The sequence below is a fragment of the Segatella copri genome, from assembly GCF_009494835.1.
GTDB classification, from domain to species: domain Bacteria; phylum Bacteroidota; class Bacteroidia; order Bacteroidales; family Bacteroidaceae; genus Prevotella; species Prevotella copri_F.
Genome location: NZ_VZBE01000026.1, coordinates 13,126 through 33,013 on the forward strand (window position 1 = coordinate 13,126; position 19,888 = coordinate 33,013).

Consider the following 19,888-nt stretch of genomic DNA (forward strand, 5'->3'; position numbering starts at 1 on the left):
ATTTTCGATATTTAAACTTCAAATTAATAATTACCACACTAATTGTCCACGCTTTATACCAAGCATATCCCCCATAACTGTCATCGGACATGCATGTCCCTCCCATGGTGCGTCAAAACATTCGTCTTTATCAAAATCAGACTTCATACACATATACCTTAAAGGACAACATTTAAGGCTATTAGGATGAACTATATAGTTATACAACGCAGACATACCTATTAAAACAATAATATCATTAGAATCTTTATTCTCGCCCTTTACTGACTTTGGATAATAGTATTCTCCAAAATCAGTATAAACATAGGGAATTCCGACATGGTCAATAATCGTTTGGACTGTATCCTTATCAAAATTTGGAGCATACAAAGCTGATACTAAAGGTACTATTCCTCCTGACAATCGAACTCTTGATATTGCCTCATGTATATAATCTAAAGGAGTCCGTAAACTTTTAGCTAAAGTTACTTCAAACCGATTTGCTATATCGTCAAAAAATGCGACAACTGATAACTTTGTGTTATTGTTGATTGAAATAGTAGATTCATTCACAAACATTTCCAACAACTCCATTCCAGAATATTTTGGATTACGATTGGCAAAATCAAGTTGGTCTATGAGGGTTTGAGCAGGCGTTAAACTAAACAAGGATATGTAGCATATTGATATTAGCTTTTTATCATCAGCTGCAATCTTAGGAAAATGCTGCTCAGCAAAAATCTTGATGAGATTATAGGGAACATCATATTCTTCATGCTTAGCCGAAAAATCCAATTGCATTTGGCACATAGCAGCCATACTTTCTTTTATTATGTATGCGCCAAGTTTTATCTTTTTGCTTCCATCTATGCAAGGAACTTCTAGCTCAATATAGGGATAATGCCCATTTCCTATATTAGTATAATTCCTATGCCATATAATTCTTTTTGTTCTATCAATTTTGAAACTTCCATGATAATTATCATTTTCAAATGGATTGGTTCCATTTCCATTTGATACGATTGACATTCTTTGCTGTATTTTATCACCAAAATTCAGTCTCAAAGGAAGTTTAATAGTTTCACTCGTCTCCTGAATATAAGCAAATGTATTTACCATAGTTTCATACATAAGCATACTCGTATATAGCCCCCATGGTGTTGTCAGATTTTGTAAGTAATGTACATATTCATGCAAAAACGAACCTTGGTCATGAATATCCGTCAACGCTGCAAAACTTTCTGAATAAGGAAAGGTCAAATGAATTTGCATAAATCCAGGCTGGTAAGTATTGCTGTTGAGACGAAGAACATCCTGTTCTGTTATTCCTTGTTGTATAAAATTGTCTGGTAGCTTCATGCTATTTATCACTTAGAATACCGATGAAAAACATCATAGTACATTTTTGCTGCTTTTTTCCAAGAGAAAAGCTCTGCTCTTTTATAGCATTGTTTAGCGATTTCAGAGCTATATTCGCTATCGGAAATGAGCCTATACATTGTCTCTTCAATATCAGGAATAGATGTTGGTGAAACTCCTACTGGAATATCACCTATAACTTCAGGGAAACAAGAAGTATTAGAACATACAACAGGAATTCCACACGACATAGCTTCTAGTACAGGCAAACCAAAGCCTTCATAATATGACAAGTAAATCATCACCTTTGCCCCAGAATAGATTAAAGGCAAATCTTCATCTGAGAGATACCCCGTGAATATAATATCATCTTTATATTCTGAATTGTTCACAAAATCATAAATTACCTCAGAGTTGAATCCCTTTTTACCAACAATGACCATTTTCTCTTGAATTCTATATTTCTTTTTCAAGGAAACATAAGCTTCTAAGGCTGACATAATATTTTTGCCAGGATAGTCTATTGTGCCTACAAATAAACAGTAACCCTTATTTTTCAAACCATACTTATCCAAGCAGGCAGTCACAACAAACTCATCATAAAGTTTAAAACGAGTTCTATCTGCAGCATTTGGAATCACTTGAATCTTCTTAGGATTTGCATTACAGAACTTAATAATATCTCGTTTCGAACATTCTGAAACAGAAGTGATGAATGTACTATTTTTTACCATTAAAGGATCTATCACTTTACGATACATCATTCTTAGTTTGCTAAACTTATTAGGCACATTAAACTCAATCAAGTCATGTATAGTGACAATTGTAGGAATTCTTTTCCAAAGAAGCAAAGAGAAATTTGGTATATACGCAACATCGCACTGATACTTTTTCTGCAACTTTTGGAAGTTCCATTGATGCCATAATATATTTTTTAGAGAACTATTTTTTGACACATTTATGTTTACGATTTTAATGTTAGAATGCTTTTTCAACACATCATAATCATTAAAATCGAAATTCTTGAATAAAATATATTCATCGTTTCTATTCATTGGTGCCATTTCATTCAGCACCTCTATTAATACACGGCCAATACCAGTTAGCTTATTGCCAACATAGCCACTAATAGCAATTCTCATACGCACTTAAACTTAAACTTAAACATTAATATTTCCAGATGAAGATAAAGGATTTTGAAAATCGTATAAAATGGTCTATCATTTGTTTTGTATTCAAAATCATTCCAAGCACTTAGCTTTAAATATTTGAACCATGTATTCTTAAACGGAATCAAAGGTGTTTTAAACCATGGCTTGAAGTACTTATCCGAATAATGGATAACACATGGTTTATGAAAGAAAGCTTGATATTCTGCTTTATCCTTAAACATATCTTTCAACCTAATATGGAATATATTAAAATGATTCCATTTGGGTTCTAATCTAATCCACGATCCTCTAAAGACAAAATTCAAGGCATCTTGATCATGAAAAAAGACTTTTCTGTCACTTTCTGAAAACTCAATCAATGCCTTTTCTATTTTATGTTGTCTCCAATAAGCTAAATTTATAAGCAAGAAACCACTATTGAAATACTTGTCGCCCTCAGAAAACTCTAATTGTGCGAAATGCTCTTGGTTGTAAGGCAAGCCATAATCCTCAACAGCAGCAATACCAAAATTTTGCATATCAATATTTAGCAAAGGCACCAAATCCGAAAGAACTACCATATCGCAATCTAAATATATTACTCTATCAACATCTTTCAAAATAGAAGCTAACAGCACTCTGTAATATGCAGCCTTGCTTAATTTATGAAGTTTAGTACGATACTTGCAGTTCTTCAACAAATCAACATTAACCTCATGAAATACGCATTGAGCATTATCATATTTTGAAAACAACTTTAAGATCTTGGTTTGATTAATCAAACTTAGATGATTTACCAGTATGTGAGCTATCACATGGTTTTTTTTGTTATTTTCTAGTAAAGAACATAACATCACCATACACAAAACAGAATACTTATCATCTGTGCTACATGCAATATTTAACTCCATTATATTTAATTTAAGTTTAAACAAATCTATAACAACATTCCGGACAATACAAAGGACCTGATTATAGCCTTCCTATATTTTTAATCAGCCCCTTCTAGTTCATGCAGTAAAACCTTTGTTGATTTTAACATATTAAGATAAAAGAAACGCATACGAGAATGACTTGTTTTATTGATTGTATTTGTCGATCTATCCTCTTTATGAAAAACTTTCAACTCAGGCAAAAACACTGATTTCATATTATTTTGCTTTAATCTTAAAAACAAAAGTTCTTCTTCTCGATACAAAAAAGTTTTATCATTAATTCCAACAAACTTAGAAGTATAGATAGGAGAAAAAATCCAAAAACACCCATGCAACTGTACATTTTCACGTCTCTCATTTACCTCTCTATTTGAACCCGTATCATCTTTACTAAAAAGATGTTTCATTTTCTTATAAAAGAAATCTAGATGAAACATATTCAACAACAACAAACAGCGCATACGAAATATATAATCTTTGCAATATGCTATCGTTCGTAATTCACTTGGTCCTGGATTAGAGTCATAAGGCATAGATGGAGTAATAACCTTTGGTCCTAAAACAGCAAACTTTGATACAGAATACTCACGGAATATTAAATCACAAAACTTTTTATCCATTAATAATGTATCATTGTTAAGCATAACCAAGAATTTAAAATTATACTTTTTACTTGCATATAAGCACCCAAGGTTGTTACCTCCAGCAAAGCCCAAATTTGATTCTGAAATCAAAACTTTTACAAACTCATTGTTGCTATAGTATTCTACTAATTCTTTTCCAGATTTATTAGGACTACAATTATCAACTATAACAATCTGGTAGGTATACGTTGAGACAAAATTCTCAGCTATTGAATCTACGCATTCCTTGGTGTCAATTACAGTATTATAATGTAATATGACAAAAACAAAATCAACCTTTATTTTCTCCATAATTACGTACATCTTTAATCGCTTCTAAATACCCTGTTCCATATTTCAAATCAGGTTCCAAATGACAACCTTCAGCCCACTCATTCCAAGCATTTATAAAGATTAAGTTTTCTTCATCAGAATAAGGAATAAATGTACTATAAACATGAGAAAACCATTTTTTAAAATATTTAGGCAATGGATTTTTGAAACTAAAGTAATAGTTTTTTACTCTTCTTGGAGAATTATCCCAGCAAGGACAAACACAAGGGAAACGCTTATATTCCTTAAATGTCGGTTTCTTGATTTGAAAATTCACATACTTTCTATAATTTAATATCAGACCACAATTTGTTGTATGGAACAATCTTTTATATACTTTACAAAAGAATTCTGTAATTTTATCATACCCCTCTGTATTCTGTGGTTGAAATTCAATAGAAGAATCAAAACCTGAATCCATGAGTTGCTTACCTCTTGAGCCATTAGACTCAAACTTACATATATATAGCTCTATCCCATTCTCTTTGGCTAAGGTTCTAAATGTATTAAGCATATCTTTCAAATCTGGAATCAAATGAGGCTTATAAATAGCAAAAACCGGTTTACCATCAATCCTTATATATCGAGGATCCTTAAAGAACTTAAGCAAATATTTAAAATGTTGCTCATCATCACTTCTACTATAATGTTGCTCCAAAAGCATAACATTATGCTCACCATCCCAGTTTCTATGCCAATTCTCATTAGCCCAACAAAGCATGAATGGAAAATTCTCATCTTTATCATTAAGCTTAGCCTCAATAGGCTTTTCCATAATCAAATGACCATTGAACCAATAATGATAATAGCAGAAGCCATCAATTCCATATTGTTTAGCCATTGTCTCCTGGGCTAAGCGTGCCTCTTTCATTCTTAAATCATAAAAACCTAAATCCGCTGGAAGCACTGGTTGATAATGATTCCAATAACGAGGTTTCGCTTTCGTCACTGTACGCCACTCCGTAAAACCTTTTCCCCACCATTCGTCATTTTCCTTAAATGGATAAAACTGTGGCAAATGAATAGCGATAACTCGCTTTTTACTATTTTTCAACATTTTGCAATTTTCTTTTAGTTTTAAAAATAACCACACCACAACAATACCACAGTATTATTGGATGCAACTGAATAGAACTCAAACAATTCGCACCACTCATTGCAAGTAAATAAAATAAGATAACACCTACTTCAAATTTACATTTATCGAAATGCTTAAATCCTAAAATTAAACAAATTAACAACATAAGAACATTATACAAAAGACCGAAGAGTCCCGTTTCATACAATAATTGTATATACTGCTGATCTGTTACAGAAATACTACCTTCAAAAAAGGCACCATGTCCATAACGTCCAATACCATCTCCCCAAAAGCTAATATTTTTCTTCAACAACGTCTCAAAAATATTCGCTCTGTCTGAAACAAAAGAAGTGGAATTTCCAGATTGAAAAACCATAAACTTGTCAAGAATAAAATCCAAACGCTCAGCACTAAGATAATTTTTGCAGAAAAAATAAACAATAGCAATTAACATACATCCAAAGGTCAATATTTTTAAAAGCTTTTTTACATTTATTTCTGCCATTGATTTCGAAAAATATATAAATATCGAAAGCACTATGAGAAAAAGAGGAGCTCGCTGCTGTGTTAATATAACAATTAATACCAAGAGCACTAAAGATGCTATTAAAATGTTATTATGTACTATCTCCTTATTCAACATTTTACATATTATATAGTGGAAATAAATTGCACTTCCATAACTAACCCAATATGGGTAAATCCAGAAACCTGACAGACGTGTCATTTCAAGCAATGTAGATTCAGCCACATTTTTTTCAGAGATTACAGATAACCTATATGCGACATACCAAGATGGTTGAACGATATACAACAAAAATGCGACGACAACTATTATACCAAAAATATACCTGCCTCGATATAAAATATCGTTGTTTTTAAAATTTTCTCCCAATATAAATGCAAACATGAACAATAGTTGACCTTTAATACCTTCCCACCTTAACTGTGAATCATAAGACATCAAATAGCTATTTGCGATGATTATACAACAAAAAAACAAAATGCTATAATCCCATGCGCTGATTCTTTTTGACATAAAATAAATGCCTAGAACAAGAAGACTTAACTGAACTAGCAATATACACTTATTTATCGATTGAAGACCAGCAAAATTTAGGAATCCATCTAATCCTAGAAATAAGATTATATTGGAGAATATAAAAACAAATGATTTTAGAATTATGTTATTTTTCATCATACAAAACATTGTTATAACATTTCACATAATCGTTCACGATATCTTTCCATCCATGATTTGGTAACCACTCTTCTCGTATATATGAAGCCATTTCGGTAATCAGAATAGGATTGTTTTCTAATTCTGATATTTTTTCAGCTAATTTTATACTGTCCTTAGGAGAAACAAGAAAACCATTTTTTCCATCAATGACACTTTCAGAGAAGGCGCCAACATTAGTAGCAACAATAGGCTTGCATAATGTAAAACATGTATTTATCACGCCACTTTGGGTACCATCAGTATAAGGACAAACTACAAATTTTGCATTTTTTATCAAGCATGACAATTCGCCCATTGTAAGATATTTATGGATTATCTTTACATAGTCATTTCTTGTATATTTGCTCACATCAAAATAAAACTTACCACTACCAGCTATAACTAACTTCAACCGAGGATAATCTTTATGCACTAGACTCATGGCTTCTAATAGATATTCAATTCCTTTGTATTTATTTATTGTACCAAAGAATAAAATATAATTATCCAAATCTGTTCGCTTACCATCAGGAAATAAACCAAGCACATCGTAAGAGCCTAATCTACTCACAAATATTTGTTTTATATTTTTGCCATAATGCTTAGCAAAACGATTTACAAATGTTTTGTTTAGCAACAAATACGCATTAGCATAGCTAAATGTTTTTATTCTCCGTCTTTCTTCTATGCTACTATCATTACCTGTATGCGAAAAAGGATCATGCACTGTCATAACCACATTCTTGCATGGCTTAAAATAATAGAATAGCTTTTCAAAGCACAAAGAAAATTGCCAAGTTATATGAAAAATATCGGCACATTTTTTCAACATATGAAAGGCAACCTTAAACCATAGTAACCATGACAAAATTGATAATGGAGTTCTCCTAAAGCCAGAAATAAAGAATACTTTAGATAAATCTAGCATTTTTGAAAGATATGCCATTTCTGGAAGTTCTTTGGCACATATTAATCCATATTTCCTTACAGGTTTAGGGAACTCTATTACGGAAGAACTTACAAAATTTCGAGGAATTGGAATATAATAATATACATCTATCCCTCTTTCCTGCATTTCTTTTATCAAAGGAATATCACAATCAGCAAAACAAGGCTTGCTATAATAAATGATTTTCATTGAATTTTCTAATTATTTTTTTGATTAAATCATCCCAATCATCGCAAATTTTACTAACTTCATAAAGTTTCGACTGACGAATTGCATTTTGGGAATATAACGCCATTTTCTTTTTATCCTCAATTAGTTTTGCTATTTCTAACGCCATTTTTTGCGGATCTGAAGAATCCACAATTACTCCAGAATGATTTGATAACATTTCGTTCAAAGCAGAAAAATTATTCATCACAACAGGAACTGCCCCAAAATGTTGAGCTTCTACAATGGTCATAGGCCAACCCTCAACTTGAGAAGTAAGAACAAATATAGAGGCCGTTAAATAATCTTCATAGGGATCTTTTGAGCCCAGGAACTCTATATTGCAAAGATTTAATCTACCACTTAATAGTTTAACCTTTTCTAAGTCGGGACCATCCCCAATGATTTTTAGTTTCCAATCTAAGTAACCTAAATCTAATAGATTTTTCCACACATATAATAAACGAGAAACCTTTTTGTGATTCTCATAAATTCGTCCAACAAAAAGAATTTCTTTCTTTTTATCTGTACACATTGTTGTATCTCCTGAATAGGTTGAAGGATTATGAATAAAGAATGTTTTCTTTTCTTTATCAAAGCTTGGCGTATATTTTTCAAATTCACACTGATATGAATGTGCCAAGAAAACCAAAGCATCCGAAACTTTATAAAGCCCATTTAATTTCTCAAAAGCCTTTGCATAAAATCTTCGTGGAAAGATATGATGATATACTTTCTTCACATAATTACTTTCTTTCTTCATCACACTCAAATGATGGCAAGAAATCAATGGTATCTTTAAGCTATTTTTGAATATTTCATAAGGCCACCATTGGTTGATTACAATATCAATATTATGCTTATCAATCAAATCTGCTAATTGAAGAAAAACAGTTTCATAGCAAGAGGAAGGTATATCATTTGTTGATGATGGAGAAGGGACCTTCATTTTAAATTTTAAAATTTTATCCTTGTCCAAATAGACACGATTTTCACTTCTATCCCACCAATAAGCGACATACATTTCATATCCTCTACGAAGAAATTCGCTAATGAGAAGACGAGTTACAGTCTCACCTCCACCAAAATATGGCCAAAACCTCATTAAAAATAATATTTTCATTGTAATTTCCTCAATTTTTCATTAAATAAAACAACTATGTATTTTTTTTCATTCTTATCTAAGCCACACAAAAACACAATGCTAACATTAACTACAAATGCAATAGCACATATCAATAGTGTACAAACTATTCCCGTTCCACTCATCCAATAAAAGAAGAGATTAGCAGGCAAGCTTATAATAACAACTTTTCCAATAGGTACGACTCCATTTTTAAAGAAACTTCCCCAATCGATTTTAATTAATTCTGCCAAAAGATGACAAGTTACTAATATATTAAAAATTTCCAATAATAAGCTCAAGAATACAGATGATTCAGGTGGAAGCCCAACATAAAACAGCAAAGCACAGAACAGTAAGCAAATTACTGTATTAATGGCTGCAAAGATTTGTGATTTTTTAATTTTACCTATTGCCAAATACAGAGTATTTATTGGATCTTGAATCGTTCGTACAATACATAAGGCTATTATCAACCGACAAAATATGAGAGTATGCTCTGGTACTTCTTTAAGCCAAATAGCCAATAATTGATTTAACCTAATCAAAATAGGAACTGCTATAACATACATCAAAAAGAAAGTAAATTTTGTACCTTTAACTACTAACTTTATTGCTCTATCGTAGTCTTGCGAGGCATAACACTTTGTTATTTGCGGATGTAAAGCAGCAACAAAATTATTTCCAAATTGGAAAATCGCATTATAAACCTGCATAGAAACTCCTCTTGCTGCATTGATTGCAACTCCGAAAAAATGACCAATAACAATATTTATACCATGTTCTTTAGCAATTCCTGAAAAATTTCCCAAGTATGCCCATGAAACATACCTCCAAATTTCATTAAACTTTTCCCTATCAATAAACAATCTGTAAGCAGTAATTTGCCTAAAATTCTTACGAGCGTAAACAGCATACACTAAACGAATAGACAAAGATAATACAAACAGAAGTGTCGCATACCGAATCAAATGATCACCGCTTAAGTGAACCAAGATTAATATAGCTACTAACTTAGAAGCCTGTTCTATAATACCAATATAAGCAAATGCAGAAAACTTTTCTGATGCAATAAGCAAAGCTTGATAAGGAACATTTAACAGAGTTAAGAGAGTCGTTAGAACCGACAAATGGAAAACCACATAAGCAGCAGATATTCTCTCTTTAGGTATCGTCAAATAATCTTCAATCATCCATACAGAACAAGCCTCTGCCAAAATTAAAAAGATAACAGCCAACAAAATGTGTATATTTTGTATCGTCAGGAAACATCGATTTACTCCATTAATATCATCCTTACCTAAGGATATTGATAAAAATCTTTGTGAAGAGCTTGTAAATGCAGATGAAACTACTGTTATCAACATTACAACGCCACCCACAACATTATAAATACCATAATTATTTATTCCTAAATATGACAATGTTATTCTACTTAAATACAGCGACATTGCCATTGACAAGAACATACGAAAATATAACAGAAGTGTATTCTTAATTAATCTCTTATTTGCAGAATTTTCATTTATCATTCTCTATATTTTTTAATTTTTGCTGGATTTCCCATAACTATTGCATATGCTGGTACATCTTTTGTGACAACAGAGCCCGCCCCAACAACAGCTCCTTTTCCTATAGTTATACCTGGCAATATTACGGAATTTGCTCCAACCCAGACATCATCACAAATAATTACAGGCTTAGCAATCCAACCTTGTTCGTTAATTTGCCCCCCCCATAGCTATCGAATGATTAGAAGAAACAATAGTTATATGCTGACTAATTAGGCAGTTAGAGCCGATATTAATATCAGCTCCTCCTACTCTAATATTATTAAATTCCCCAATGTAAGTGTTATCACCGATAAGCAACTTGGCATTGTTGCTTGCAAATCTATTGTCTACAGCAATTTTAGTATAATCACTAATTATAATATGATTCCCTAATTTGCAATCATCTAAGTTCTGTATACTTAGAGAGATTTTACGACTTATACATTTTCCTTTTCGAAAATAATACAATTTTCTGTCACTAAGGAACAACCATAAATCCGAAATTTTAACTACGATTTTTTTTAGCATAAGACAACAGTTGAAAACGTTTATATAATCTCAAGACCTTGAGGCAACATCTATACATCATTCGCTTTGCCTTAGTATTCTTACAAGGGCAAGGAAGTTCACTATATGTTGCATACAAATATTCTTGTTCTTGGATATAAGATAGTCCTATAAAAAACTTTAAAAACCAATGTGGCAGCTTGATTGAATTTATTAAAGAATAACGAACTTTTCTATTAGAATCTGCCATTTCTGGATAACAGCTTAATGTAGCATTCTCCGCCAATCGAATATCGGCAGTTGACACTCTGGTTCTGACTGCTCCATATGCCACTACATATCTTGCAAATAAAGCATAATCTAAGCAAGGATAATCGTCTTCAACAAAACCGCCCAATTGTCTAAGATAATCCAAGCGGAACAAACTTCCGACTCCATTGCTACAAGCATTATTAATCACCATATCACTTGGAGTTATTGTATAGGGAGAAAGTTTACTGCCACATTTTTTAATAATCTCAGATTTATTATCAATGAAATCTGTATTGCCAATTATCGCAAAATCCGAATATTTTTCACTCAACGATGACAAATATTTCAAAGAATTTGTTTTTAATCTATCATCATCATGTAAAAAAACTCCATATTTAGATTTAGACAAAAGCAAGCATTGATTCCAATTGCCAACCATACCTAAGTTTTCCGTATTTCTATAATAGACAATTTTGTCACTTTCAAGCTTCTTTATGATATCTAAATTATGATATTCATCATTTGCATCATTGTCAACTATCAAAATCGCATAGCTCACCGTACAATCTTGACATAGTGCAGAAGTAATTGATTCTAACAAAAATTTATTATGATTGAAAATTGGCATCAATACAGTTATCTTCACATTGTTAAGCAAAGCATCATTTCCAAATTTCAAAACCGACTTACATGACATATAAAAACTATTTTTTTAAATTATTTGAACTAGCCTATTTGGCAAATTAAAATGTATACAAGTACCTATTATTGATTCAAACTTACCTATATCACATCTCAAGTCCATCACTTCATTCTCACGATAAGCTAGTGCACCATAGTTTATTATAGACTGGCTTGATATATGCTTCTTGCAAATCTCAATAATGCTCTTCAGTGAAACGCTTTCACCACTTCCTACATTAACGATTTCACCTACTGCTTTATCATAATGCTGCAACAATTGTTCTATACACCATGCAAAATCCTCTGCATATATGAAATCTCTCTTCTGTTCACAAGGGGTCACATTTAGAGGTGCATTATTTTTCAACTGTTCAATAACATAAGGAATGAATTTACTGCTATTTTGGAATTTGCCAAACAAATTGCCAGGGCGTACAACCATAGATGGAAATCCATAATTGTTATGAAGCATCAAGGTCGTATTGACTGTCAACTGCTTAACAAGAGCATAAGGAGAATTTGGGGATTCTCTCATGGTCTCCTTAAAAGGAGAGCCTTCATTGCCATATTCTTCCGAACTGCCAAACTGAATGAACAGCTTTAGATTCTTGTCTTCTTTAAATCTTTCATATAGATTCAAAAGAACTTTGAGATTTGAAGAAATCAAACCGTCAAATAGACTAAAGTCTCTTGCTGCTGTTACTATGGATGCTAAATTGATGATGTAATCAGGTGTTAAATAATCTGCTGGAATCTTTTCTTCTACAAGGTCCAACTGATATGTTTGAATACTTGGATACTGGAGAAAAAACTCTTTATCTATGTACTTGTCAAAAACAGTAACAGCATACTCTTTTTCCGACAGATACACAGCAAGATTTTTTCCAATAAATCCACTACCACCTATTAAAAATACTTGTTTATGTTTGTCTAATAAAGGATTCATATTTCCCTAGGACTGATAATATTGTATGATTACAATAATGATCAATCAGGGAGTTAAGTTTGCTACCATCCAATCGAAGAATCTTCATTCCTTCGTCTTGGCGCTGAGCTGTTCCGAACATACCCACGTCGGGTTGGATGCCATAAGCCTCAAGCAACTTACATACGATTTGCTTCACACTCAAAGTCTCATTACCCTCTATGTTATATATTCCACTAGGGATATGCCTATCTATAGCTTCTTCTATTATTTTTGGCACTTCATCCACATAAAGATATTGTCTTACCTGTTCACCAGAAGTGAAAGATAGCTTTTCTCCATTCTTAATCGCTCTCAACATATAAGGTATCAAACGATTTTGGTCTTCATATTCACTATAAATCGTAGGAAGTATGAAATGTAGAAAAGAAGCCTTATCTGACACTGACGAGAAATATCTTGAAAGAAGTCGCTTAGAAATGCAATAGGCATTGGGCACACGTCTCATGGACAGCAGCAAATCATTCTCCGAGAATGATCTATTTTCTGAATTTTCTCCTATCTCAAAATAGGAGCCAAAAGAGACGAGAATTGCCCCCCTATACTAGTTTGACTTAGCTGCTGATGAAGTTTGATTGGAACTTCTACATTCAGCCTATATATCTGATTTTCTGATTCATATAAGTAAGACTGAACTCCTGCGCCAGCTGCATAGATAAGTACATCTGCCTGATAAAGTTCAGGGTTATCCAATGAATCTTTCAGTAAGTCTAAGCTAACAAACTGGTCATATTGATAGTTTTTTGGCATCGAACGTCCGAAGACATTCAAATGATGCCCTTTGCTATTACAATACTTACCTATTGAGGTAGCCAAACTTCCATTGGAACCAATTAAATGAATGTTCATTTAGCTGAATAATTATTTATCTGTTCTACACATAGTTGGTAAACATCCTCGTTCTGATAACGTTTGTACCAATCGGCAACCATTGCCATACATTGGTCAATATTCATGCGAGGTTCCCAACCTAATTTGAAATGAGCTTTGTTGATGTCTAGCATCAAGAGCTTAGCCTCATGCAGGGCGTTAGGATCTGATACATCCTTCAGTTCACCCTTGCCATAATTGCGGATAAGTTTGCTTGCCACATCCCAAACATTGGCAATGGATTCGGTGCGAGGTCCGAAGTTCCATCCTTCGCAATACTTAGTTGGCTCATCCCACATTTTGGAAGCTAAGAGCATATAACCACTTAATGGTTCCAATACATGCTGCCATGGACGAATCGCCTTTGGTGAACGAATCTCTATCACCTTATCATTCTCTATTGCTCGAATGCAATCAGGAATGATTCTGTCCAAAGCCCAATCACCACCACCGATCACGTTACCAGCTCTTACACTAGCAAGGCTCACATGATGCTTTTTGCCATAATCGGCAGGATTGAAGAAACTTCTACGCCAAGAGTTGATGGCGATTTCGGCTGCACCCTTGGAAGACGAATATGGGTCATAACCTCCCATAGGTTCGTCCTCTCGATAGCCCCAAATCTGCTCCTTATTCTCATAGCACTTGTCGGTGGTGATCATCACACCTACCTTCACGCTATCGGTAGCACGGATTGCCTCCATCACATGGATGGTTCCCATCACATTGGCTTCATAAGTCTCCACAGGAATGTCATAACTCAAACGCACCAATGGCTGAGCAGCTAGGTGGAAGACAATCTCTGGCTGATACTCAGCAAAGATTTGTTTCAGATTCTCACCATCACGAATGTCTGCACGTATGTCAGCCTTTATCTTACTGCCTATACCAGACAATACGAAATTGTCCTTATCAGAGTATGGCTTCAAGGCTACTCCTACAACCTCGGCTCCTAACTCATGAAGCCAAAGAGAAAGCCAGCTTCCCTTGAAACCTGTATGACCAGTAACAAGGACTCGCTTTCCCTTATAGAAATTATTAAAAATGTCTTTCATATTGATATTTTATTTAGCATATTCTGGTACATTAGGAATAGAACGCTCCCAACGTTTCCAAGGTGCAGTACCATCGGCAAGCAACTTTTCGAGCAAAGCCTTCTCACGTACATTGTCCATACACTGCCAGAAGCCTTCATGGATATAAGACATCAGCTGACCTTCCTCAACAAGACGCTCCAATGGCTCACGCTCGAAAACTGTTGTATCATCTTCGATATAGTCAAAGACCTTTGGTTCCAAAACCATATATCCAGCATTGATAGGTGCACCATCGGTGATATTCTTCTCACGGAAAGATTTTACTGCATTGTCTTTTGTTATATTGAGCACGCCCTTCTCTTGTTTTATCTTGACAGCGGTCAAGGTAGCGAGTTTGCCATGAGACTTGTGGAACAGCAAGAGTTTGTTGATATCCACATCACAAACACCATCACCATAAGTCATAAAGAATGGTTCATCACCCACATATTTCTGAATGCGCTTGATGCGACCACCAGTCATGGTGTTGTAGCCTGTATCTACCACAGTTACCTTCCATGGCTCCAACTCACTATGATGGATGGTTACCTCATTGCTGCCGTTTCGCCAATCGAAACTGACATCACTATTGTGGAGGAAATAGTTGGCAAACCACTCCTTGATATACTCCTGCTTATAGCCTGCACAGATGATAAACTCATTATGACCATAGTAGGAATACTCCTTCATAATGTGCCAGAGGATAGGCATTCCGCCAATCTCTATCATCGGTTTTGGCTTGAACTGGCTCTCCTCACTGATGCGTGAGCCAAAGCCACCTGCCAATAATACGACCTTCATAATTCTAAAAATTTGGTTAATCTGATTAGACTTAGTTGCTACCTTATTTGGTAGCAACAAAAGCCTTGATGGTATCTATCATATACTGGAGTTTCTCCTGAGTCATGCCTGGATAAACTCCAATCCAGAAGCAATCGTTCATGATGCTATCTGTGACAGGAAGAGAATCACCCACTACTCGATAATCCTTGTTCAATACATACTGGTCGAAAGCAGGATGCTTCAAGAGATTACCAGCGAAGAGGTTGCGAGTCTGTACCTTGTGATCCTCCAAGTACTTGGTCAACTCAGTACGAGTATAACCTGCATTTGGCAATACGTTGATGAAGAATCCAAACCAGCTAGGCTTGCTGTTCTTCTGTGGCTCAGGAAGTAAAAGTCCCTTGACACCTTCCAATCCCTTGTGGAGATAATCAAAATTCTCACGGCGGCGAGCCACGATGTCATCCAACTTCTCCAACTGGGCACAACCAATGGCTGCCTGCAAGTCGGTAGCCTTCAAGTTATAACCCATGTGGCTATATACATACTTATGGTCATAGCCCAATGGCAACTGACCAAACTGCTTTGTAAAGCGGCAACCACAGGTATTATCCACACCACCTACGCACCAGCAATCACGTCCCCAGTCACGGAAACTCATCACATACTTGTGAAGCTCAGGGTTATTGGTATAGACTGCGCCACCTTCACCCATGGTCATGTGGTGAGGAGGATAGAATGAGGAGGTACCGATATCCCCAATAGTACCAGTCTTCTTCCACTCACCATCGATGAAGTACTCTGAACCAAGTGCATCACAGTTATCTTCTACCAACCACAAGTTATGCTTGCGACAGAAATCGACCACAGCCTGAAGGTTAAAAGGATTACCCAATGAGTGTGCAATCATCACCGCCTTAGTCTTAGGAGAAAGCGCAGCCTCCAACTGGGTGGTATCAATATTACTCTCCTCGATGCTCATATCCACGAAAACAGGCACAGCATTATATTGAAGGATAGCAGATACTGTTGTTGGGAATCCAGCTGCCACAGTAATCACTTCATCACCTCGCTTGATAGCACGATCGCCCAGTTCTGGAGCAGTAAGTGCACTAAAGGCAAGGAGATTTGCAGAAGAACCAGAGTTACAGAGTGAGCAATACTTCACTCCCAACCACTTGGCAAAGCGTGTTTCAAACTTGTGAGCCCAAGGACCAGCAGTAAGCCAGAAGTCCAAAGAGGCGTCTACCAAGTTCACCATCTCCTCGTCATCAAAATAACGACCGCCATAATTCACTTTGGTCTTGCCAGGAACAAACTCCTGCTTCTGACCATGTACCTCACGATAATATTCTCGTGTCAATTCGAGAATCTGTTTCTTTAATTCTTCTTTTTTAGACATATCTTATGTTAATTTATTTACATTTAAACGAGTTATATTAATAAAGATTTATGTTTATATCGAACGGACTATCAAAGTCTTTCAGCATTGCATGCTTTGTATCTTTCTCTGAGAGATTGGCATGCTCTGTCGGGATTTTCCAATCGATGTCGAGTGATTCATCCAAGATAGAGATACCTCCATCTGCCTCTGGGTGATAGAAGTTATCACACTTGTATTGGAAGACGGCTGTCTCTGAAAGGACTGCGAAACCATGAGCAAAGCCCTTTGGGATGAAGAACTGGCGATGATTGTCTTCTGTCAGTTCTACAGCTACATGCTTGCCATAAGTAGGGGAACCTTTACGAATATCTACAGCTACATCGAGGACTCTACCTTTTACGCAGCGTACTAGCTTGCTTTGTGTGTAAGGTGGACGCTGGAAGTGCAAGCCTCGCATCACGCCATAGCTGCTCATTGACTCGTTGTCTTGGCAGAAGTGAACACTGTGCCCCAGGATAGGAGAGACCTTTTCTTCAAACTCTCGCTCGCTGAAGCTCTCGAAGAAGTAGCCACGAGCATCACGGAAGAGGCGTGGCTCTATAATGAGAACGCCTTCAATATCAGTCTTTATTAAGTCCATACCTTTTATATATTATACATGTTGTCGTAATACTTCTGGTAATCACCCGATGTTACATTATCCATCCATTCCTGGTTATCGAGATACCATTTCACAGTTTCCTCGATACCCTCCTCAAACTGGAGAGATGGCTCCCAACCGAGTTCCTTCTGCAGCTTTCTAGAGTCAATAGCATAACGCATATCGTGACCCTTTCTGTCGGTTACATAAGTGATGAGATCCATATCCTCGCCTTCCTTTCTGCCGAGCAATCTATCAACAGTCTTGATTACCACCTTGATGATATCGATATTCTTCCACTCGTTGAAACCGCCGATGTTGTAAGTCTCGGCTATCTTACCCTTGTGGAAAATCATATCGATGGCACGGGCATGATCTACTACATACAACCAGTCGCGCACGTTCTCACCCTTACCATATACTGGCAATGGCTTGCGATGACGGATGTTGTTGATGAACAACGGAATCAACTTCTCAGGGAACTGGTATGGACCGTAGTTGTTAGAGCAGTTGGTCACGATGGTAGGCATACCGTATGTATCGTGGAAAGCACGGACGAAGTGGTCTGAGCTTGCCTTTGATGCTGAGTATGGAGAGTGAGGATTGTACTTGGTTGTCTCCAGGAAGAACTCCTCGCCGTAAGCCTCATGGTTCTTATCGCTGGATGCCTTGGTAGTGAAAGGAGCAGGAATGCCCTCAGGGTGAGTCATCTGCAATGCACCATACACCTCATCGGTAGAGATGTGGTAGAAGCGCTTACCCTCGTAACCCTCAGGAAGACTCTCCCAGTAAATCTTGGCAGCCTGGAGCAGAGACAGGGTTCCCATCACGTTGGTCTGAGCGAAGGTGAAAGGATCCTTGATGCTTCGATCCACGTGGCTCTCGGCAGCTAGATGGATAATACCATCCACCTGATACTCCTTCATGAGCTTGAGCATGAGATCGAAGTCGCAGATGTCGCCCTTCACGAATGTATAGTTTGACTTATCTTCGATGTCCATGAGGTTGGCAAGGTTGCCAGCGTATGTCAATTTGTCGAGGTTGATAATATGATACTCAGGATATTTATTCACAAAAAGCCTTACGACGTGCGAGCCGATAAATCCCGCACCGCCAGTAATGATGATATTCTTCATTTACTTTGAACTTTGAAAATTGAACTTTAAACTTTATGATTAGTATTTTTGAGCAGACTTCTAACAATCCTGCTTAAGATTAGCAATACACTTCTCCAGAGAATCCACCCAATAAGGAACCTTAACACCAAAGGTCTCCTTGATGGTTCGCTTATCCAATACGGAATAAGCAGGACGAGTTACAGGAGAAGGATACTCCGAGCTATAACAAGGTTGGATATCGCATTCCGTATGACCGGCTATTCTTGCAATCATCTGAGTAAAATCATACCAGGAGCAGACACCCTCGTTTGAGAAATGATAAACTCCAACATATTCATTCTTGCTCTGGGCAGCCTTTACCTTATCCAATATGGTGATGATGGCATTAGCCAGATCGAGTGCGTAGGTAGGTGTACCACATTGGTCGAAGACAACCTTCAACTGTGGCTTGGTGGCCGTCAGGTTGAGCATCGTCTTGCAGAAGTTCTTGCCAAACTCAGAATACAACCACGCCGTGCGGATAATCACATAGTCACAGTCAGTAGCCATGATCTTCTGCTCACCATGAAGCTTCGTTGTTCCATATACGCCAGTAGGAGTTCCCTTCTGATCTGGATTACATGGCACATTATAAGGTTCCTTACCAAAGACATAATCTGTTGAGATTTGAATGAGCAAACCATCCACCTCCTTCATCGCCTTAGCCAGATTCTCAGGAGCATCCGCATTGAGTTTTTCAGCCAATGCAGCCAGTTTCTCATCAGTTTCGCAAGCATCCACATTGGTCCATGCCGCACAATTCACGATGGCTTTCACATCATTTTCCTTCACCATCTTACGGATGGCATCAATATCGGTGATATCAAGGAAAGTAGTTTCCAAACCTTCTACCTGATTGACATCGGTAAAGATATAATGATCTGTTGTATTTTGGCTAACGATACGCATCTCATTACCAAGCTGACCGTTAGCACCTGTTACTAGTATGTTCATATTTTACTTAAAGAGAGATAGATGAGTTTGAGAACAGAGCGAAAAGTAGCTTAAAAAATGCTCTTATTCTCTCCCTCACCT

The 19,888-nt window shown here is 36.1% G+C and carries 19 protein-coding genes and 1 pseudogene; all 20 read right to left on the reverse strand.

What is annotated here, in order from left to right:
- Positions 1-30: 30 nt before the first annotated feature.
- Positions 31-1,338, reverse strand: coding sequence for a hypothetical protein (locus tag F7D47_RS04550; RefSeq protein ID WP_153086618.1), 1,308 nt, complete (start codon positions 1,336-1,338; stop codon positions 31-33).
- Positions 1,339-1,346: 8 nt separating this feature from the next.
- Positions 1,347-2,480, reverse strand: coding sequence for a glycosyltransferase family 4 protein (locus F7D47_RS04555; RefSeq protein ID WP_153086617.1), 1,134 nt, complete (start codon positions 2,478-2,480; stop codon positions 1,347-1,349).
- Positions 2,477-3,400, reverse strand: a complete 924-nt coding sequence (locus F7D47_RS04560) for a glycosyltransferase family 8 protein (RefSeq protein ID WP_153086616.1) — start codon at positions 3,398-3,400, stop codon at positions 2,477-2,479. The genes F7D47_RS04555 and F7D47_RS04560 overlap by 4 nt, the downstream gene beginning before the upstream one ends.
- An 80-nt stretch (positions 3,401-3,480) precedes the next feature.
- Complete coding sequence (locus tag F7D47_RS04565; RefSeq protein ID WP_194252629.1) at positions 3,481-4,359, reverse strand: glycosyltransferase; 879 nt, start codon at positions 4,357-4,359, stop codon at positions 3,481-3,483.
- Positions 4,340-5,437 (reverse strand): glycosyltransferase WbsX family protein, encoded by a 1,098-nt coding sequence (locus F7D47_RS04570; RefSeq protein WP_153086614.1) that lies wholly within the window; start codon positions 5,435-5,437, stop codon positions 4,340-4,342. The genes F7D47_RS04565 and F7D47_RS04570 overlap by 20 nt, the downstream gene beginning before the upstream one ends.
- Positions 5,424-6,500: a hypothetical protein gene (locus F7D47_RS04575; protein ID WP_153086613.1), complete on the reverse strand. Its 1,077-nt coding sequence runs from the start codon at positions 6,498-6,500 to the stop codon at positions 5,424-5,426. The genes F7D47_RS04570 and F7D47_RS04575 overlap by 14 nt, the downstream gene beginning before the upstream one ends.
- Before the next feature lie 148 nt (positions 6,501-6,648).
- Positions 6,649-7,821, reverse strand: coding sequence for a glycosyltransferase family 4 protein (locus tag F7D47_RS04580; RefSeq protein WP_153086612.1), 1,173 nt, complete (start codon positions 7,819-7,821; stop codon positions 6,649-6,651).
- Entirely contained in the window at positions 7,802-8,962 is a 1,161-nt protein-coding gene (locus F7D47_RS04585) for a glycosyltransferase (RefSeq protein WP_153086611.1), read from the reverse strand. The genes F7D47_RS04580 and F7D47_RS04585 overlap by 20 nt, the downstream gene beginning before the upstream one ends.
- The gene (locus F7D47_RS04590) at positions 8,959-10,494 is read right to left on the reverse strand and encodes a lipopolysaccharide biosynthesis protein (RefSeq protein WP_153086610.1); all 1,536 of its coding nucleotides are present in this window, start codon (positions 10,492-10,494) and stop codon (positions 8,959-8,961) included. The genes F7D47_RS04585 and F7D47_RS04590 overlap by 4 nt, the downstream gene beginning before the upstream one ends.
- Positions 10,495-10,502: 8 nt before the next feature.
- Positions 10,503-10,652: pseudogene (locus F7D47_RS04595) on the reverse strand (DapH/DapD/GlmU-related protein); the annotation flags it as partial.
- 368 nt (positions 10,653-11,020) lie between these two features.
- Positions 11,021-11,920 (reverse strand): glycosyltransferase family 2 protein, encoded by a 900-nt coding sequence (locus tag F7D47_RS04600; RefSeq protein WP_194252628.1) that lies wholly within the window; start codon positions 11,918-11,920, stop codon positions 11,021-11,023.
- 66 nt (positions 11,921-11,986) lie between these two features.
- Entirely contained in the window at positions 11,987-12,904 is a 918-nt protein-coding gene (locus F7D47_RS04605; protein WP_153086608.1) for an NAD-dependent epimerase/dehydratase family protein, read from the reverse strand.
- Positions 12,879-13,475, reverse strand: coding sequence for an NAD-dependent epimerase/dehydratase family protein (locus F7D47_RS04610; protein ID WP_228113409.1), 597 nt, complete (start codon positions 13,473-13,475; stop codon positions 12,879-12,881). Before F7D47_RS04610 ends, F7D47_RS04605 begins: the two co-directional genes overlap by 26 nt.
- Positions 13,442-13,792, reverse strand: a complete 351-nt coding sequence (locus F7D47_RS04615) for a hypothetical protein (RefSeq protein WP_153086606.1) — start codon at positions 13,790-13,792, stop codon at positions 13,442-13,444. The genes F7D47_RS04610 and F7D47_RS04615 overlap by 34 nt, the downstream gene beginning before the upstream one ends.
- Complete coding sequence (gene rfbG / locus F7D47_RS04620; protein ID WP_153086605.1) at positions 13,789-14,868, reverse strand: CDP-glucose 4,6-dehydratase; 1,080 nt, start codon at positions 14,866-14,868, stop codon at positions 13,789-13,791. Before rfbG ends, F7D47_RS04615 begins: the two co-directional genes overlap by 4 nt.
- 9 nt (positions 14,869-14,877) lie before the next feature.
- Entirely contained in the window at positions 14,878-15,690 is an 813-nt protein-coding gene (gene rfbF, locus F7D47_RS04625) for a glucose-1-phosphate cytidylyltransferase (protein WP_153086604.1), read from the reverse strand.
- A 43-nt stretch (positions 15,691-15,733) separates the two neighbouring features.
- Entirely contained in the window at positions 15,734-17,074 is a 1,341-nt protein-coding gene (rfbH, locus tag F7D47_RS04630) for a lipopolysaccharide biosynthesis protein RfbH (protein WP_153086603.1), read from the reverse strand.
- Between the two features lie 37 nt (positions 17,075-17,111).
- Positions 17,112-17,696: a dTDP-4-dehydrorhamnose 3,5-epimerase gene (gene rfbC / locus F7D47_RS04635; RefSeq protein WP_153086602.1), complete on the reverse strand. Its 585-nt coding sequence runs from the start codon at positions 17,694-17,696 to the stop codon at positions 17,112-17,114.
- A gap of 5 nt (positions 17,697-17,701) precedes the next feature.
- Complete coding sequence (locus tag F7D47_RS04640; RefSeq protein WP_153086601.1) at positions 17,702-18,832, reverse strand: dTDP-glucose 4,6-dehydratase; 1,131 nt, start codon at positions 18,830-18,832, stop codon at positions 17,702-17,704.
- 60 nt (positions 18,833-18,892) lie between these two features.
- Positions 18,893-19,807 (reverse strand): dTDP-4-dehydrorhamnose reductase, encoded by a 915-nt coding sequence (gene rfbD / locus F7D47_RS04645; RefSeq protein ID WP_153086600.1) that lies wholly within the window; start codon positions 19,805-19,807, stop codon positions 18,893-18,895.
- Between the last annotated feature and the right edge of the window lie 81 nt (positions 19,808-19,888).

Bases quoted from the DNA above. Each gene is read 5' to 3' on its own strand.
- F7D47_RS04580 (WP_153086612.1), bottom strand. From the start codon at position 7,821: ATGAAAATCATTTATTATAGCAAGCCTTGTTTTGCTGATTGTGATATT.
- F7D47_RS04575 (WP_153086613.1), bottom strand. From the start codon at position 6,500: ATGTCAAAAAGAATCAGCGCATGGGATTATAGCATTTTGTTTTTTTGT.
- F7D47_RS04615 (WP_153086606.1), bottom strand. From the start codon at position 13,792: ATGAACATTCATTTAATTGGTTCCAATGGAAGTTTGGCTACCTCAATA.
- F7D47_RS04555 (WP_153086617.1), bottom strand. From the start codon at position 2,480: ATGAGAATTGCTATTAGTGGCTATGTTGGCAATAAGCTAACTGGTATT.
- rfbG (WP_153086605.1), bottom strand. From the start codon at position 14,868: ATGAAAGACATTTTTAATAATTTCTATAAGGGAAAGCGAGTCCTTGTT.
- F7D47_RS04565 (WP_194252629.1), bottom strand. From the start codon at position 4,359: ATGGAGAAAATAAAGGTTGATTTTGTTTTTGTCATATTACATTATAAT.
- rfbC (WP_153086602.1), bottom strand. From the start codon at position 17,696: ATGGACTTAATAAAGACTGATATTGAAGGCGTTCTCATTATAGAGCCA.
- F7D47_RS04550 (WP_153086618.1), bottom strand. From the start codon at position 1,338: ATGAAGCTACCAGACAATTTTATACAACAAGGAATAACAGAACAGGAT.
- rfbH (WP_153086603.1), bottom strand. From the start codon at position 17,074: ATGTCTAAAAAAGAAGAATTAAAGAAACAGATTCTCGAATTGACACGA.
- rfbD (WP_153086600.1), bottom strand. From the start codon at position 19,807: ATGAACATACTAGTAACAGGTGCTAACGGTCAGCTTGGTAATGAGATG.
- F7D47_RS04590 (WP_153086610.1), bottom strand. From the start codon at position 10,494: ATGATAAATGAAAATTCTGCAAATAAGAGATTAATTAAGAATACACTT.
- F7D47_RS04570 (WP_153086614.1), bottom strand. From the start codon at position 5,437: ATGTTGAAAAATAGTAAAAAGCGAGTTATCGCTATTCATTTGCCACAG.
- F7D47_RS04585 (WP_153086611.1), bottom strand. From the start codon at position 8,962: ATGAAAATATTATTTTTAATGAGGTTTTGGCCATATTTTGGTGGAGGT.
- rfbF (WP_153086604.1), bottom strand. From the start codon at position 15,690: ATGAAGGTCGTATTATTGGCAGGTGGCTTTGGCTCACGCATCAGTGAG.
- F7D47_RS04640 (WP_153086601.1), bottom strand. From the start codon at position 18,832: ATGAAGAATATCATCATTACTGGCGGTGCGGGATTTATCGGCTCGCAC.
- F7D47_RS04560 (WP_153086616.1), bottom strand. From the start codon at position 3,400: ATGGAGTTAAATATTGCATGTAGCACAGATGATAAGTATTCTGTTTTG.
- F7D47_RS04605 (WP_153086608.1), bottom strand. From the start codon at position 12,904: ATGAATCCTTTATTAGACAAACATAAACAAGTATTTTTAATAGGTGGT.